Annotated in this window: 10 protein-coding genes and 1 pseudogene; 7 read left to right on the forward strand and 4 right to left on the reverse strand. The window is 36.1% G+C overall.

The window, feature by feature from the left end; translation table 11 throughout:
• Positions 1-21 precede the first annotated feature (21 nt).
• Positions 22-1824 carry an aspartate--tRNA ligase gene (aspS, locus tag OPR24_RS01460; RefSeq protein WP_265033558.1) on the reverse strand — a complete coding sequence of 601 codons (1803 nt, stop codon included), beginning with the start codon at positions 1822-1824 and terminating at the stop codon, positions 22-24.
• A gap of 316 nt (positions 1825-2140) precedes the next feature.
• On the opposite strand from aspS, the gene OPR24_RS01465 reads away from it, so the two are divergent.
• The 3 genes from OPR24_RS01465 (at position 2141) to OPR24_RS01475 (ending at position 3717) form a co-directional block, all read left to right on the forward strand.
• A complete protein-coding gene (locus OPR24_RS01465; protein WP_265033559.1) occupies positions 2141-2572 on the forward strand; it encodes a hypothetical protein in 432 nt (143 codons plus the stop codon).
• Between the two features lie 3 nt (positions 2573-2575).
• Positions 2576-3199: a heme ABC exporter ATP-binding protein CcmA gene (gene ccmA, locus OPR24_RS01470; RefSeq protein WP_265033560.1), complete on the forward strand. Its 624-nt coding sequence runs from the start codon at positions 2576-2578 to the stop codon at positions 3197-3199.
• A 389-nt stretch (positions 3200-3588) separates the two neighbouring features.
• The gene (locus OPR24_RS01475; RefSeq protein WP_265033561.1) at positions 3589-3717 is read left to right on the forward strand and encodes a hypothetical protein; all 129 of its coding nucleotides are present in this window, start codon (positions 3589-3591) and stop codon (positions 3715-3717) included.
• Between the two features lie 44 nt (positions 3718-3761).
• On the opposite strand, the pseudogene OPR24_RS01480 reads toward OPR24_RS01475, so the two are convergent.
• Positions 3762-4773 (reverse strand): annotated as a pseudogene (locus OPR24_RS01480) (IS630 family transposase).
• A 117-nt stretch (positions 4774-4890) separates the two neighbouring features.
• On the reverse strand, positions 4891-5871 hold the full coding sequence (gene pdhA, locus OPR24_RS01485; protein ID WP_265033562.1) for a pyruvate dehydrogenase (acetyl-transferring) E1 component subunit alpha: 981 nt from the start codon (positions 5869-5871) through the stop codon (positions 4891-4893).
• Positions 5872-5936: 65 nt separating this feature from the next.
• On the opposite strand from pdhA, the gene hemJ reads away from it, so the two are divergent.
• The 4 genes from hemJ (at position 5937) to OPR24_RS01505 (ending at position 14107) form a co-directional block, all read left to right on the forward strand.
• Positions 5937-6365 carry a protoporphyrinogen oxidase HemJ gene (gene hemJ, locus OPR24_RS01490; RefSeq protein WP_265033563.1) on the forward strand — a complete coding sequence of 143 codons (429 nt, stop codon included), beginning with the start codon at positions 5937-5939 and terminating at the stop codon, positions 6363-6365.
• A gap of 276 nt (positions 6366-6641) precedes the next feature.
• Positions 6642-7964, forward strand: a complete 1323-nt coding sequence (gene miaB / locus OPR24_RS01495) for a tRNA (N6-isopentenyl adenosine(37)-C2)-methylthiotransferase MiaB (RefSeq protein WP_265033564.1) — start codon at positions 6642-6644, stop codon at positions 7962-7964.
• 72 nt (positions 7965-8036) lie between these two features.
• Positions 8037-11363, forward strand: a complete 3327-nt coding sequence (gene ileS, locus OPR24_RS01500) for an isoleucine--tRNA ligase (RefSeq protein ID WP_265033967.1) — start codon at positions 8037-8039, stop codon at positions 11361-11363.
• A 68-nt stretch (positions 11364-11431) separates the two neighbouring features.
• Entirely contained in the window at positions 11432-14107 is a 2676-nt protein-coding gene (locus OPR24_RS01505; protein WP_265033565.1) for a hypothetical protein, read from the forward strand.
• On the opposite strand, the gene pheT is transcribed toward OPR24_RS01505, so the two are convergent.
• Complete coding sequence (pheT, locus tag OPR24_RS01510) at positions 14104-16500, reverse strand: phenylalanine--tRNA ligase subunit beta (protein ID WP_265033566.1); 2397 nt, start codon at positions 16498-16500, stop codon at positions 14104-14106. The genes OPR24_RS01505 and pheT overlap by 4 nt on opposite strands.
• Positions 16501-16505 lie beyond the last annotated feature (5 nt).

The raw sequence follows: 16505 nt of genomic DNA on the forward strand, positions 1-16505 counted from the left end.
TGCTCCTTGCTATAAGATTTTTCACTCAATGATCTGCAAAGACAGTTCACGTAAGTGTTTATTGTCCACTTTGGAAGGGGCGCCCATTAGAACATCTTCACCCTGCTGATTCATAGGAAAACAGATTACTTCACGAATATTTGGCTCATCAGCAAGCAGCATAACCATTCTGTCAACTCCTGGTGCTATTCCGCCATGAGGCGGCACTCCGAACCTGAATGCACGCACAAGCGCACCGAATTTTGTATCAACTTCTCCCCGGCTATAACCTGCAATGGCAAAGGCCTTATACATGATATCCAGCTTGTTACTACGAATCGCCCCGCTTGACAGTTCTATTCCATTGCAAACAAGATCATATTGGTGAGCAAGGATATCCAGTGGATTTTTGTCCTCTAAATCTTTCAAGCCGCCATGTGGCATGGAGAATGGGTTATGAAAGAAATCGATTTTTTTACTTTTATCGTCATATACAAAATAGGGAAAATCAATGATCCAACAAAACTTGAAGATATTATCATCTATAAGACCTAATTCTGACCCTAAAAGAGTGCGCACTTTTCCTGCAATTGTTGCTGCCTCATTCTCTTTGTCAGAAGCAAAAAACACGCTGTCTCCAGGCTTTATATCCGTTATTTCTTTTATGGAATTTAGCCTATTGTCATCAAGGAATTTAGCAATCGGTCCTTTCGCAGTTCCATCTTTATCAAACGTTATATATCCAAGACCCTTAGCACCGAATTCTCTTTGCGCATGTTCTATCTTTTTATCAAAGAAGCTGCGTGGTTCCTCTGTTGTTTTAGGTGCAGGGATGGCTCTCACTACCATACCGCGCTCAATATTGCTTTTGAAAATATTGAACCCTGAATCACGGAAAATTTCTGTAACATCGCTGATTAATAATGGATTGCGCAGATCTGGCTTATCAGAACCATATTTGAGCATTGCTTCTTTATATGTAATACGTGGAAAATCTTTATCGACAGACTTACGAGAAAATTTAGCAAACACTTTATATAAGGTAGACTCAATAATCTGAAAGATGTCTTCTTGAGTCACAAAAGACATTTCAAGATCTAGTTGATAAAACTCCCCCGGAGAACGGTCAGCCCTTGCGTCTTCGTCACGGAAACACGGTGCAATTTGAAAATATTTATCAAACCCTGAAACCATGAGCAATTGCTTAAAAATCTGTGGAGCTTGCGGCAATGCATAAAATTTACCAAGATTTAGTCTGCTTGGCACCAAATAATCACGTGCACCTTCAGGGGACGAAGCAGTAAGTATTGGAGTCTGAATTTCCAAAAACCCTTGCTCTATCATGAGCTTGCGGAGTTCTGCAATAATTTGTGAGCGCAGAATAATATTGTTGCGGGTGTTTTCTCGCCTTAAATCAAGAAAACGATATTTAAATCTCATATTTTCTGGGTATTCTTGTTCGCCAGCAATGCTCGCTAATATACTTCTTTCTTCTTTTGCTATTTCTTCATCACAGTGGAACTCAACTTCTGATTCAACGTGTAAATTGCTAACTACAACCTCAATTTTCCCGGTTGCGATAGAGCTGTTTACCGTATCTTCAGTTCTAGCTTCAACTATTCCTGTAACAGTAATTATACTCTCCAATTTTAAATTTGATGTCTCATCAAAAAAGTCTTTGTCATTATTCAATACTAGTTGAGTGATTCCATAGAAATCTCTTAAATCAACAAAGATTAGGTTACCGTGATCGCGCTTACGGTATAACCATCCAGAGAGGGTAACTTCCTTTCCTACATCATTCTTTCTTAATTCATTGCACGTGTGAGTCTTGTAGCAGTTCATATTTGTTTTACTTCTAAATTCTTTAAGAAGTATAGAAATAAACCTTACTACATACAAGCCCATTCATTCGGGTATAGTTAAAGTAATTCAGGTTTACCTATAATTTGATAAGCGCAAAATCCGTCATTCCGCTACGTGTTAGCAGCTGAGATACCGCGGCGGTATGACGTAGGGAGACCTGTTCTGTAGCTGTATTTGTCCAATTTACGAAATAGAGCAGTATTACTTTTATACTGTCTTTACCCGCAAAAAATTGCACAATTTCTATAATTATGGTATAATAGTAAGGGTATTTTTAATGAATTAGATACAGGAAATGCCACTTACACAGATCATATTATATAGCGTAACATTACTTGCTGTAGCTGCAGTATTTCTCTTTTTGAGAAAAATATACAAAAATCGCATTAGAAAAATCATATTTCCTAGAAAAGTTTTTAAAGAAGAGTGGGAAGAAGACAGAAAATTCAATGAATTATATCAAAAAAATAAGCAAAAAGAGTTGATGAAACAACAAGAAACGCTACGCGAGAAACAAAAAGATGTGCGAGTTTATAAAGAAGATCCAGAAATAGTTGACATAGCAAAACCGGTAGGTAAATGGACAAAGATGGTTATGATGGGTAATGGTTTAATGCAGCGTTTTGCACAATTGATACATAGAGAAGGCGGACAGAAAGGATTTTGGGAGCTGTTTGTAAAAGCTCAGGCTTCAACTCAAGGTAAACATAAGGGGAAGGGCAGATAATTCATGCTCGAATGTGAAAATTTATCCTGCGCTCGTAATAACAAAGTATTATTTAAACATCTCAGTTTTAAAGCTGAGCCAAAATCAAAGATTCTAATCACTGGTCCAAATGGTAGTGGTAAAACCAGCTTAATTAGAAGTTTATCTGGACTTTTACCGCCGGTATCAGGCAATATAAGGTACTGCGGAAAAGACATATATGATGATCCAAAATCCTATATACCTTCTATGGTCTATATAGGCCATAAGAATGCCTGTAAAGATAGCTTAACTGTTGCTCAAAACATAGAATTCTGGGCAGGAATACGAAATACTAGGGAATTGATTGTGGCAGCTGTTTGTTGCTTGCAGTTGCAATCTGTACTTAATATTAGATATGGCGAACTTTCTGCAGGCTGGAAAAGAAGAGTTGCGCTTACTCGCCTCTTGATTTCTAATGCAAACGTTTGGCTGATAGATGAACCATTTTGTAATCTTGATAGTGCAACGTGTGAATTAGTGCTGAACCTAATCTCAATACGCTCTGAGCAAAATGGTATAGTAATTATTACAGGGCATAGCTCTACAGAGCAATTGTGTGATTTTACAACGATTGATATACGCGATTTCAATAGACTTCTTGCATAGTTTTTGGCAGCACGTTAACAACCGTTAGAAACGAAAAAACTTCCTTGACAAACTCCGCCATCCCCCTTATCATGACAATAAGGGTGTTTCTGACTCAAAACTTGTTTTTGATCTGCGCAGGTTCAATGACAAAATTCAGTAAAAAACTTAGGGTATTTTTTGGCGGATTACATAAAATTATAGCGGCTGCATGTCTTTTAAATTTTTTCTACATTCAGCCAAACCGCGCTTAAACTAAGCGTCAGCACATTATTACAGCGCCAATTTAAAGTATTAGAGAGTCAAAACTCGCACCACTGGGTTTCTTTGCCTTTTTTTTATTTGGTAAATTTCTTAAATATTTATGGCTAAAGTAATTTAAGAGACCGAAAATGGTGTCATTCCAGCGCATGACGCTGGTTCACTCTATGACGGTGTCATCCCAGTGTCTGGGCACTGGGATGACAAGAAGAGGGCACTGGGCCGTCATAAAGGAATCAGTGTCAGCTACTCGGATGACGGGAGAAGGAGCTACTTGAATGACATCGTTTACTATACAATGTTCGTACAGTTATACCAATTCTCATTGTTGGTCAGTCAAATAGGAGAAATTGCAGAGTTGTTTAATTGTGGAGCTGGCAAGAGAAGTAATAAATTTGCACAAAGCACCCTAAAGCAGAGCAATTGTATCGTATATTTTATTGCGCAAAATGTTCTGTTTTATGTATAACCAAAGCCTCTCAACAGGATTGAGTTCAGGTGAATATGGAGGTAGGTATATAATCTCAATATTTTTAGCTACCTTTAAATTTTTTGACTTATGCCAACTAGCACAGTCCATAACAAGAACAGCTTCTCTTGTCCCTAGATATTGCGACATTTGCTCAAGAAATACATTCATGCAATCAGTGTTAACATTTAGTGCAAATAAGCTAAAACTCTCTCCATTTTTAGGATTAACTGCACTGTAGAGATAAAAATTATGCCTACCTAATTTTATTTTAACCCGAGTCCTAGTGCCTTTTTTAAACCATCCATGCCCAACTTTCGAATGTGTGCCAAACCTTGATTCATCAAAGAAAAATAGCTCTTTTTCTGGATACTTGCCAATAACTTCATTGAGATTTTTTTTTGAATTCCTCTTGTTTACTTTTATCTTGTACGTTGTGTACTGGTCTTGGTGTAATATATGAAAATTTCATCTTTTGCATATGGCGGTGTACTGTAGATTTGCTGATATTTAATCCGAACTTTTCCTGGATTCTTATTCTCATTTCTTTAATGGTAATATTAGGATTTTCTTCTATACATGCTTCAATTTGCTGTAGTTGAGCCTGATTTAATTTAGTTTTTCTACGGCGTGATGGAGGAGCAAACAGTTTTTCTTCTCTGCCAAATTTCAAGAGTTTTATCCACGAAGTTAGTGCGCTTCTTGAAATTCAATATATTTTTGCTACAGCCGTTATACTATGCTTTTTTGCCGCAATTACAGCATTTAGTTTTTTTGAAACATATGCATTGTTCCTTACTTTCTTCAGCATTTCTTTTGCTGATTCTACTACTTTTTCATCCAATAATTTTGATCTTAATGCCATTTATACCTCGCTACTTCACTTACTTTAGTATGGCTTTTTTTCCATTATTGTCTATCCGTTCTTTGTATAGTGGGAATTGGTATTAGTTGCCACCTGGATAAAAAAAAAGAAGCCTACTTAGCTAACAAATTTATAAACATCAGTATACAACTCATCAACGCTTGGTTCTTTACTATTTTTGGCAAAATCTTCCGACTTTTTTACTAAATCACGTACTTCCTTATCAATTACTTTACATTCTTCTTCTGAAGCAATTTTATTATCTATCATGTATTTCTTTGAAGTGCCTATAGGGTCATGATTTTGCTTCATATCTTCAACTTCTTCTTTTAAGCGATAAGTAGCAGGATCTGACATCGAATGGCCGCGATATCGATATGTCTTCATTTCAAGCAGGATAGGCCCTTTTCCGCTGCGTGTGTGTTCCGCTGCTTCGCTTGTAGCCGCATAAACAGAGAAAAAATCCATTCCATCAACTTGTTTTCCAGAAATACCAAAACTTTCTCCTTTTTTATATAACTCTGTTACTAAAGTTGATCTTTGCACAGAAGTTCCCATTGCGTATTCGTTATTTTCTATGATGTAAACCACAGGCAACTTCCACAAAGCTGCTATATTAAATGATTCATATACTTGTCCTTGATTTGCAGCACCGTCACCAAAATACGTGAATACCACGTTATCTCTTTTCTTATATTTATTAGCAAATGCTATTCCTGTGCCAATTGGAACTTGTGCTCCCACTATTCCATGTCCGCCGAAGAATTTTTTTTCAACGTCAAATACGTGCATCGAACCACCTTTACCTTTCGAGCATCCTGTTTCTTTGCCGGTAAGCTCTGCCATCACAACATTCTGATCAGAATCACATGCGAGCATTAAGCCATGGTCTCTATAACTTGTGATAAAAGCGTCACCTAACTTTGATGCAGCTTGAGTTCCAACTGCAACTGCTTCTTGCCCTATTGATAGGTGACAGAATCCGCCTATTAATCCCATTCCATATAATTGTCCTGCTTTTTCTTCAAATCTGCGTATGAGTAGCATTTTCCTGTAGAATCTAATTATCTGTTCTTTAGTGAAATTTTCTGCTTTCATATCGATTTCTTTTTCATTAAACTAAAATAATATCAGAAATTTTTAACATTTTGTAATAAATCTCAATGGATTACTACCACTGGCTTGAAGCTTTTCACGTTATCTCCGCCATTATGTGGATGGCAGGTATGCTTTATTTACCCAGGCTTTATGTCTACCACGCAACTGTAAAACCGGGATCGGAAAATGATAGCTTGCTTCAAACAATGGAAAAGAGGCTACTTAGATATATCATAAACCCTGCAATGCTTTTCTCACTTGGTCTTGGAATCACATTAATGGTTATTAGGGAAGCATATCGCGAAGGGTGGTTTCATGTGAAAGCACTAGCATTATTTTTTATGTTTGCTATTCATGGACTGCTTGCAAAATACAGAAAAGATTTTGCAATGGGTTCAAATGAAAAAAAACACGTTTATTTTCGTGTTTTAAATGAAGCAGTTACAGTATTGATAATAGTTATAGTTATTATGGTTGTTGTAAAACCTTTTTGACTGACCTTACCCAGAAAAAGCAGAAAGCTCAGCTACTCTTCTATTTTCATTTTTGACTTTTTTGAAAATAACATAAGCTAAAGTTACTGAGGTTTACCAATGATTTTTACAGGGATACTGGTGAAGTCGAGTTGCAATAGCTGTGTGCTTGACATTGGGATCCAATTTTATAAAAATCTATTGTGCTAGCAAGTTCACTAGATTCCAGCGTCACGCGCTGGTCTGTTGGACATTTAATGTGATTGTATGTAAGGTTTTGAAAAAGACATACCAAATATGAAAGGCCTATATATTAAAACTTACGGCTGTCAGATGAACGTTTATGACTCCGTTTTAATGGAAAATATAATTAAACCTTTGGGGTTCAACGTTGTTAGTGATGCAGAAAAAGCTGATTTGGTGATACTGAACACTTGTCACATTAGAGAGAAGGCAGCAGAAAAGCTTTATTCTGAGCTCGGGAAGATTCATTCGTCACGAAAAGAAATTACTATAGTGGTGGCTGGATGTGTAGCGCAAGCAGAGGGAGAAGAAGTATTCAGAAGGGCTCCTTTTGTTGATATTGTTGTTGGTCCGCAGAGTATCGCTACCTTACCGGAGCTGATAGTCAAAGCAAGCAGAAGTAAAGGTCATGTAATAAACACTGATTTTCCTGAAGTTGCAAAGTTTGATAAATTGCCAGATGAATGCTATGGCAATAGCCAGGGGTCTTCTGCGTTTCTTGCCATACAAGAAGGTTGTGATAAATTTTGTACGTTTTGTGTAGTACCATATACTCGTGGAGCTGAGTATTCACGGCCAGTGAATGAAATATTTCGTGAAGCATTGAAATTAGTTGCAAATAGGGCGAAGGAAATCAATTTGCTTGGTCAGAACGTCAATGCTTACCATGGGAAATGCGAAGGGGAAGTGTGGGATTTAGGCAAATTAGTTAGTCATGTTGCTAAAATTGAAAAGCTAGAGAGGATTCGTTATACAACTTCTCATCCAAGAGATATGCATGAATCTCTCTACTTGGCACATGCGGAAGAGCCAAAACTCATGCCATTTATTCACCTGCCTGTGCAGTCAGGTTCGAATAAAATATTGCACGCGATGAACAGAAAGCACACTGCAGAGGAGTATTTGGAAATAATAGACAGATTTCGCAAATTGAAACCTGAAATCGAATTTTCTTCTGATTTTATTGTTGGTTTTCCTGGAGAAACCGAAAAAGATTTTGAAGAAACTGTAAAATTAGTAGAAAAAATTAGATATGCTCAGGCTTATAGCTTTAAATATAGCCCAAGACCAGGTACACCAGGAGCAGAAAGAAAAGATCAAGTACCAGAAGAGGTTAAAACAGAACGCCTTCTTCGTTTACAGAAATTAATTAGTAAGCAACAACTTGAGTTTAACCAGAGTATGGTAGGCAAAACTATACCTGTTCTGTTCAGTGATAAAAAAGGTAAACACCAAAACCAAATTATTGGTAAAAGCCCATATATGCAATCAGTGTGCATTGATGATCCTGAAGGTAAATACAGGGACAAAATAGTAAACGTGAAAGTGTTGGAAGCTCGGCAGAACAGTTTGTTGGGGCGTGGGGTGCAGGAATAAGTTTGTTTCTTTTTGCATTTGTAATTTTCTAGAAAGCCCTATATTCTTTGGCTTTATCCGGTCAAAATGAACATGAAGTCAAAGCATTATCCTGATACAGTAAGTAGTCCTGATTTTTCGTCGTTAGAAAAAGAAATCATAAAATTTTGGCAGGAAAATAAAGTTTTTGAGCGGTCAGTTGGAGAACGTTCCAAGGATAATTGTTTTGTGTTTTATGATGGGCCTCCGTTTGCAAATGGACTTCCACATTATGGACATTTACTCACTGGTTTCATCAAAGACGCATTTGCAAGATATCAAACTATGCTTCAAAAAAGGGTTGAACGTAGATTTGGTTGGGATTGCCATGGATTACCGGCTGAGATGGGTGCAGAAAAAGAACTTGGAATATCTGGTAGAACTGAGATAGAAAAATTCGGCGTTGAAAAATTCAATAACCATTGTCGTACTTCTGTAATGAGATTTTCATCAGAGTGGGAAAAATATGTCAATAGGCAGGCAAGGTGGGTGGATTTTCATAATGGCTATAAAACCTTGGATAAATCATTCATGGAGTCGGTCATGTGGGCATTTAAACAGCTTTATGATAAGGGTCTAGTGTATGAATCAGTACGCGTTGTTCCATATAGCTGGGCGTGCGAAACTCCATTATCCAATTTTGAAACAAGGCTTGATAACGCGTATAGAGAAAAGACTAGCAAAGCTGTAACTGTTGCATTTGAGCTTTTAGAAAACCCACAGCAGTTTAAAAGTGTTAAACAAAAATGTAAATTACTTGCTTGGACTACAACTCCTTGGACTCTTCCTAGCAATCTGGCATTGGCGATAGGAAAGGACATCAAGTATTGTGCAGTGTCAGTCCACTCTTTGGTGTCATTCCAGCGCGTGACGCTGGAATCTATTTCTGGATCCCAGTGTCGAAGCACTGGGATGACAGAAGTTAATGAAAGGAGTTCAGTGAACAGTGAAATTTATATTTTCGCTGAAAGCTACCTAGAAAAATTTATCAGCCACTCTGAACAAAACAATATTCCATATGAAAACTGCAATATAAAACTTAAAGCGAATGATCTTGCAGGCCTTTCCTATAAGCCGCTGTTTGATTACTTTAAAGATACAAAGAATGCATTCCGTGTTTTTGTTGCTGATTATGTTACAGGAGAAGATGGTACTGGCGTTGTACACACTGCTCCTGGATTTGGTGAGGAAGATTTTTACCTTTGCCAAAGCCATGATATTCCAGTTATTTGTCCAATTGATAACAGTGGAAAATTTACTGCTGAAGTTTCAGATTTAGCAGGGGTTCATGTTTTTGATACCAATGATACAGTAATAAAAAAATTGAAAGAACAAGGAAACTGGTTCAAAACTGAACAATATATTCACAATTATCCACACTGCTGGAGAACTGACACTCCTTTGATCTATCGCACTATGCCTTCTTGGTATGTTGCCGTTACAAAATTCAAAAGCAGAATGGTAGAGCTAAATAAGAGAGTTAATTGGATACCAAACCACATTAGAGATGGTCAATTTGGAAAATGGCTTGAAGGGGCACACGACTGGTCAATTTCACGCAATCGATTCTGGGGTACTCCGATTCCTGTGTGGCAATCAGATGATACAAGATATCCAAGAGTGGATGTATATGGTTCGATAGAAGAACTAGAGCGAGATTTTAATGTTAAAGTAGATGATTTGCACAGACCATTTATCGATACTTTAACGAGGCCAAATCCTGATGATCCAACAGGAAAATCAGTTATGCGTCGTGTGCCTGACGTATTTGACTGCTGGTTTGAATCTGGCTCGATGCCATTCGCACAAGTCCACTATCCGTTTGAAAATAAGGAGTGGTTTGAAACTGCAGATTTTATCACTGAATACATAGCGCAAACCAGGGGGTGGTTTTATACGCTCTTTGTATTGTCCACTGCTTTGTTTGATAGGGAACCATTTAAGAACTGCATATGCCACGGTGTTGTTTTGGATGTAAAAGGGCAAAAATTGTCCAAGCGTTTGAATAACTATGCAGATCCAATGGAGGTTTTTGATAGATACGGTTCTGATGCACTGCGTTTTCTTATGCTTTCTGGATCTATTGTTTGTGGTGGTAATTTGCTACTCGATAAAAAAGGAAACTCAATACGAGATGTTCTGAAAAACGTAATAAAACCTATTTGGAACAGTTATCACTTTTTTACCATGTATGCAAATGCAGATGGAATTAAAGCTGAAGTTTGTAAGGATTATCAAAGTACTATTGATCGCTACATGATTTCCAAATGTTTTGAAGCTGTAGAAAGTATCCAAACTTCTATGAACAGCTATAACTCCCAAGAGGCTTGCAAAATTTTGATGAACTTTTTTGAAGTGCTAAATAATTGGTATATTCGTCGCAGTCGCGAGCGTTTTTGGAAAAGTGATTTGGATCAGGATAAAACTGATGCTTATAATGTTCTATATACGGTTTTTTATTACATACTAAGAGCTGCAGCCCCTTTGTTGCCACTTATAACAGAGAATATATGGCAAGGGCTTAAGTATGAAGAAACATCTGTTCATTTGGCTGATTTCCCACAATTAGAGAAGTTTGATAGTCAGCTCATTGCCAAAATGGATCTAGTGAGAGAGATATGTAACTCTGCACTCTCTATTAGAAACACTTTTAATATACGTATCAGACAGCCACTTAGTAGTATGACGATTTATCATAAGTCTTCCTGCGGTTTTCTTGAAGATGAATATCAAGAGATGATAAAAGATGAGGTAAATGTAAAAAAACTGAAGTTAGTAAACAGACTTGAAGGTATTGCATCACTAGAGTTAAAACTCAACTTCCCTGTGCTTGGAAAAAGAATTCCGGAGAAGATTAAGACACTGGTTCAATATGTTAAACAAGGAAAATGGAAACAAGTTGAATCCGGTGTCATCCGAGTAGCTGACACTGGGATCCAGACGCAGATTCCAGCGTCACGCGCTGGAATGACAGAAAGAGATCTCATATTTTTGGGGGACAAGTCAGAAAATTATATCATAGAAAAAGGCGAATATGAACTATTATTAAAAGCAAACAGTGAATTCTCCTCTGTATTTGATAACAACAAAGGGGTTGTTATCCTAAACACTACTTTAAATGATGAATTGATTCTAGAAGGGCTTGCAAGAGATGTAGTGAGGCTCATTCAGGAAACTAGGAAACAAGCTGATTTTCATATGTCTGATAGAATCAGAGTAATAATCAAAACAGAAGATGAGAAAATTAAGGAAGCAATAAATACGTGGATTGAATATATAAAAGAGCAGACCCTTGCCTTATCTTTGGACATTAATACAGAAATTGGAACTAACTTTTATTCTAAGGAATATCAGGATTTAAATGTTAGCATTGAGCGTTAAATTTTTAATAAAGTTGCAAGATTGTTAGTATTTATGCTATACTTAAGGTAATTGGATAAGGTTATGGTATGAATGCTGTTGTAGGTTGTGAGGAAGTTGTTGACTTAAATAACAATAGTGGTGATTTAGATGCATTAAATGGACAACCTAATTTACAAAGAGAATCTTTTGCTACTTCAGAAAAACAGGAAGGACCTGTTGCTACTTTGGAAGAGCAAGAATCTGTTAGTAATTTAAAAAAAATAGGTGCTGATTTTAGCATTCCACTAAGTATATTTCATTATAAAGATTACGGCTCCGATTTTTTTACTTCCTGGTATAATATATCAAGCGAAATATTTAAGGAAATAAACAGAGCTTGCCTGGAGAAGAAAGTATTAAATTCAGCTCTATCAGTTTTAATGTTTCCTTATGTTGCATTGGGGTTAGTTATATATAAAACAAACAGTAAAACACAAACCAGTTCAGAGGAAAGTAAAACAAAAAAGAGTGAGGTAAGTACAGCAAAAAGATTGGCATATGGCGTTCTTGCTGCAATTGCAATTCTTGTTGATATAGCTGTGCTTATAGTCTTAATTATTCCTGCAACACCCGCCTTAGCTACTTTTTATCTTACAAACAGAAAGTTATCTCATTCTTTGGTTGCTGCTCTAAAAATAAGTAATGGGTTATATCAGAATGAACACCAGAATATTGAAGTGTCTTTTCGTGAAATAGATGCTGGTAAGTCAGACATTAAGTGGGATATGGAAGTTAAGTTTCCACCGCAATTTGAACAATTACTTAGAGATTTATATGAAGATAAAGATGGTAGTTGGTTTAATGTTGCACGTGATTCAGAACATAATACCATACTGAAATTATCAGCTAATATCAATTTAAAAAACGGCCTTAGGCCTTTACGTAATGAGATCAAGAATGTGCTTGCAATTTCGATTAAGGGATTCGCAAAGACTATGGAAGAACTAATGAAGCTAGAAGGAAAAGATATTACATATGATAAGCTGAAGGAACTGTTGAACGAATTCAGACTGAAAGTGGTGGATAGTGTAGATTCTAAACTGGTGAATTACTTAATACAAAATGCTTATCGAGTTGCTTTTATACAAGCAATTAAATTTGCACAAAAAAGAAGAGAGGAAAAGGAAGATTTTTCATTAGAAGAAAGACTGAAAGAGGTATTAGTGGAGCAAGAACTGAGAAGCCAAGGTAAGGAATTGCCGACTGAAAAGGAAATGATACTAGAAGATCTAAAAAAAGCAGGAGCAAAAGTACCAGATGACTTGGACGATAGAGGGCTTCCTATGTTTAAAGCAAAATGGAAACAGCTTATAAAAGAAGGGAAAATAGCTAAAAAAACAATAATTGGTGTTTATAGAGATATACATCCACAGGCGACAGAGGAAGCTCTGGGTAGTGTGAAAGAAGAAATTGAGTGCTTAAAAAAGATAGGGCAAACAAGGTATGACAAAATACGTAAAAAATTAGAAGAGATGCATAAAAATAGGAAAAACGGTAACTTAAAAGATGGTGCTTTAAAAAGGAAATTAGAAGATCTTTTTAAATTTGAATATGATGATCAAAAAGTTGAGGAAAGGCTAATAGAATCGAAAATAAGGACTATTCAAACTCTACTGAATAAGTCAGATAACAAAATAAAGCAATCTTTAGCAGAAGATCTTAGTGAATTAAATGAAACAAGGACTTCGGATAAAGTGAATGACTTTGTAGAGAAGATGTATTTAGAAATAACAAGATGTAGAATTCAAGAGTTATTTGAAAAGCAAGGGGAAAGTATAAAGAATGTAGAAGATAATAAGGACATGCTATTCAATGGAGAAGATGAAAAACGTCTAGTAAACAAGATTGTTTCTTATCGAAAAGAAATTGGAGAATATTTTACGCAACCTACAAGACTGAAGGAAATAATAGGAAAGCAGAATGAGGATTTGGATGTTGAGAAAAATAGTAAAGAAGAGAAATCTTCAAGTATGGAGTTAATAGAGTTATGCTTGCGAAATAACCAAGAAATTTTAGAAGCATTGGAACAATTAGAGTCAGACAAAAAAGAATCATTGGTAAATGAAGAAACAAGAAATGATTACAAAGAAGAACTGACGTTTCGCGAAAAAATAAAATTTGCAGTAATAGAAGATAAGTTGTTGGGGGTGCTCAAGCAAGAAATTTTTGATGAAAAAGAAATCAAGAAATTATTCGAGAAAGCAGAACTTGAGTACTGTTTAGCAGAAAAACGCATCAAATATCCTGTAATTAAAACAAAAGATAATATCAAACATTTTAGTCAAAATTTATTGTCTCCTTTAATAGACAGACTGGTGAAAAATATAATAAATAATGTGCCAAAAAGTGGTAAGAGTCCACTTTTGCAACCTGTGAAATCTTTTTGGACATGTTGGGGGTATATTAAGACGGGCTTAGTTACTGCAATGTACGGGGATGAGAGTACAGAAGGAAAAGCGTTAGATGTGGCACATGATACTTATAATGAAGTAAGGACATTTCTTGAACATTTTCAGTCAAGTTATGAGAAAGCTGGGGCTTTTTTAGGTGATTTATTTTCTGATGATGGAGAAACATTTAAGGATGATGTATGGCCTAAAATAGAAGAGCATTTGCATGGAATGTGGAATAGATTTTTTAAGGATGTTGAATTCAAGATTGGGAATAGATTGGATGAAGTAAGTGTGACACAGCAAAAGCAGAACACTATGATTGCGGCTTAATGATGAGTTCTCAAAGTTCCTCCGGTATTTTCATATACCAAATTGACTATAGCACTTGATTCTTTTTGGATCTCTTTTTCAGTTAAAGTGTGGATTGGAGAGCAGAAAGTAACTGACAATGCTATAGACATCTTATTCGATTCTATATTATTTCCATGGTATACGTCAAATACTAAAACTTCTGTGATGAGCTCTGAGCTTTTTTTTACCACATTGATTATGTTACCTACTTCCACATCCTTATTTACAATAAATGCAAAATCACGTTTTACACTTTGGTATTTATAATCGATAAATTTCTTTCTACTTACAGGTAAATTTTCAATATTTTCTAGTATTACCTCAAAACCTACAACTTTTTGCTTGATGTCAAAAAGATCTAATATATTAGGATGCAACTCTCCAAAATAACCTGCTACTTTATTCTTAAAAGAGAGAGTGCCTGACTTTCCTGGGTGGTAATGTTCTTTTTCTGCTCTCTCTATCGTTAAATTATCGCAATTGACGTTAAAAAACTCCAAAGCTGCTATGCAATCAGCCTTTGCGTCAAAAACATCTACTTTCCTATCAGTATTATAATGGTTTCGCGGTAAATTATTTCCTGTTCTTATTCCACTTAAGACATGTTTAGACTGAGCTTCACCATCGTAAATCGGCCCAATTTCGAAGATTGCAAGATCAGATACTCCATGGGCAATATTATCAGCAGTGACTTGCAATAAATTTGGCATAATACTTGGTCTCATCATATTAAAGTTATTGTTAAACGGATTATCGATGATAAATAACTTATTCGAGTAACCAAATTTTTCAGCTGTTGATTCACTCATAAACGACCAGGTTAGCACTTCATGAAACCCTCTGTTTGTCATCAAAATACGCAAATTGTCGTATGTACTATCTACTTCTTCAACATTATTTGGTAGTGGTTCTTCTTTTATTTTGTCATAGCCGTATATTCTTGTTACTTCTTCAATTAGGTCAGCAGGTATAGTCACGTCCGGTCTCCAGCTTGGTACTTGTACATTCCAATTGCCTTCGGTTTTTTTATCAATACTAAACCCTAGTTTCGTTAAGATATCGAACGTCTCATCAGGTGATACAGATACACTTCCAAACTTGTTTATATCTTGGTAGTCAAGGCTTATCTTAGCATCATTCCGGCATGGTTTTTTCTGGATCCCAGTGTCAGCTACTTGGATAACAGAGGTGTATTCTTTATCTAGATTACCGGCAGACACTACGCTTGAGACTTTTCCACCACATAAATCCAAAATCATTTTGGCTGCAAGATTGAGTCCATCAAGGGTAAATCCATGATCGATTGAACGTGCAAATCTGTAACTAGCGTCTGTGGAGATGCTGAGCTGTCTTGAAGATTTAGTGATAGAGATTGGATCGAGCAAAGCTAATTCCAAAAAAATATTGGTGGTTTCAAGAGTACATTCACTGCACTTTCCACCTATAATTCCAGCAACTCCATGAATATTTTTACTATCAGAATAAATGTTTATATTATTGTCCAGTAAATATTCCTTACCATTTAAAGCAAAGAAGCTTTCTCCATCATTTGCTTTTCTTATTGTAAGTTTGCCATCTACTTTGTTTGCATCAAACGCATGCATTGGACGATTAAAAGATATCATAATATAGTTAGTAATGTCAACTATTGTAGAAATGGAGCGCATTCCTATCGATTCCAATTTATCTTTTAGCCACTTTGGGCTTTCTTGATTTTTTACATTGGCGATGTATATTCCACTAATAAAACTTTCTCCGTCAGTCACTTCAACATCGATTGGTGAATTTATGGAGCTGGTAAGTTGTGGAATGCTTAAAGTCTTTAATGTCCCAATTCCAGTTGCAGCAAGGTCGCGAGCTATTCCATAAATGCCTAAGCAATCTCCACGATTTGGAGTAACATTTATATCAATTACAGTGTCACAATTGAAAAATTTATCCCCTGCTTTATAATCATCAGAAAGCTCGATTATTCCTTCACTTTCCTCTTGAACTAGCGCAAGTTCAGAAGCAGAGCAGAGCATCCCTTCACTTAGCACTCCTCGTATTTTTGTGGGCTTGATTGTAAAATCACTTTCTGGCAATGTGCTACCAAGAGATGCAAGCACAGTTTTCATACCTTCTCTAACATTGTTTGCTCCGCAAACTATTTGTAGAGTTTTACTTCTGTCATCTACTTTACATAATTTTAATTTATCGGCATTTGGATGAGGTGCAACTTCTAATACTTTTGCAACAATAAAACCAGCTAATTTGGTATTGTCGATCACATCTTCTACTTCTAACCCTATGTGAGTTAATTTATCGGTAATTTCTTCTAAACTAGCATTGGTTTCTAAGTGTTCTAATAACCAAGATAATGTGAATTTCATGAACC

This window comes from Wolbachia endosymbiont (group A) of Sicus ferrugineus, from assembly GCF_947251515.1.
In the GTDB taxonomy this organism is placed as follows: domain Bacteria; phylum Pseudomonadota; class Alphaproteobacteria; order Rickettsiales; family Anaplasmataceae; genus Wolbachia.

Coding starts and splice junctions, on each gene's coding strand:
- aspS (WP_265033558.1), bottom strand. CDS start 1,824: ATGAACTGCTACAAGACTCACACGTGCAATGAATTAAGAAAGAATGAT.
- OPR24_RS01505 (WP_265033565.1), top strand. CDS start 11,432: ATGAATGCTGTTGTAGGTTGTGAGGAAGTTGTTGACTTAAATAACAAT.
- pdhA (WP_265033562.1), bottom strand. CDS start 5,871: ATGAAAGCAGAAAATTTCACTAAAGAACAGATAATTAGATTCTACAGG.
- OPR24_RS01475 (WP_265033561.1), top strand. CDS start 3,589: ATGACGCTGGTTCACTCTATGACGGTGTCATCCCAGTGTCTGGGCACT.
- ileS (WP_265033967.1), top strand. CDS start 8,037: ATGAAGTCAAAGCATTATCCTGATACAGTAAGTAGTCCTGATTTTTCG.
- ccmA (WP_265033560.1), top strand. CDS start 2,576: ATGCTCGAATGTGAAAATTTATCCTGCGCTCGTAATAACAAAGTATTA.
- OPR24_RS01465 (WP_265033559.1), top strand. CDS start 2,141: ATGCCACTTACACAGATCATATTATATAGCGTAACATTACTTGCTGTA.
- hemJ (WP_265033563.1), top strand. CDS start 5,937: ATGGATTACTACCACTGGCTTGAAGCTTTTCACGTTATCTCCGCCATT.
- miaB (WP_265033564.1), top strand. CDS start 6,642: ATGAAAGGCCTATATATTAAAACTTACGGCTGTCAGATGAACGTTTAT.
- pheT (WP_265033566.1), bottom strand. CDS start 16,500: ATGAAATTCACATTATCTTGGTTATTAGAACACTTAGAAACCAATGCT.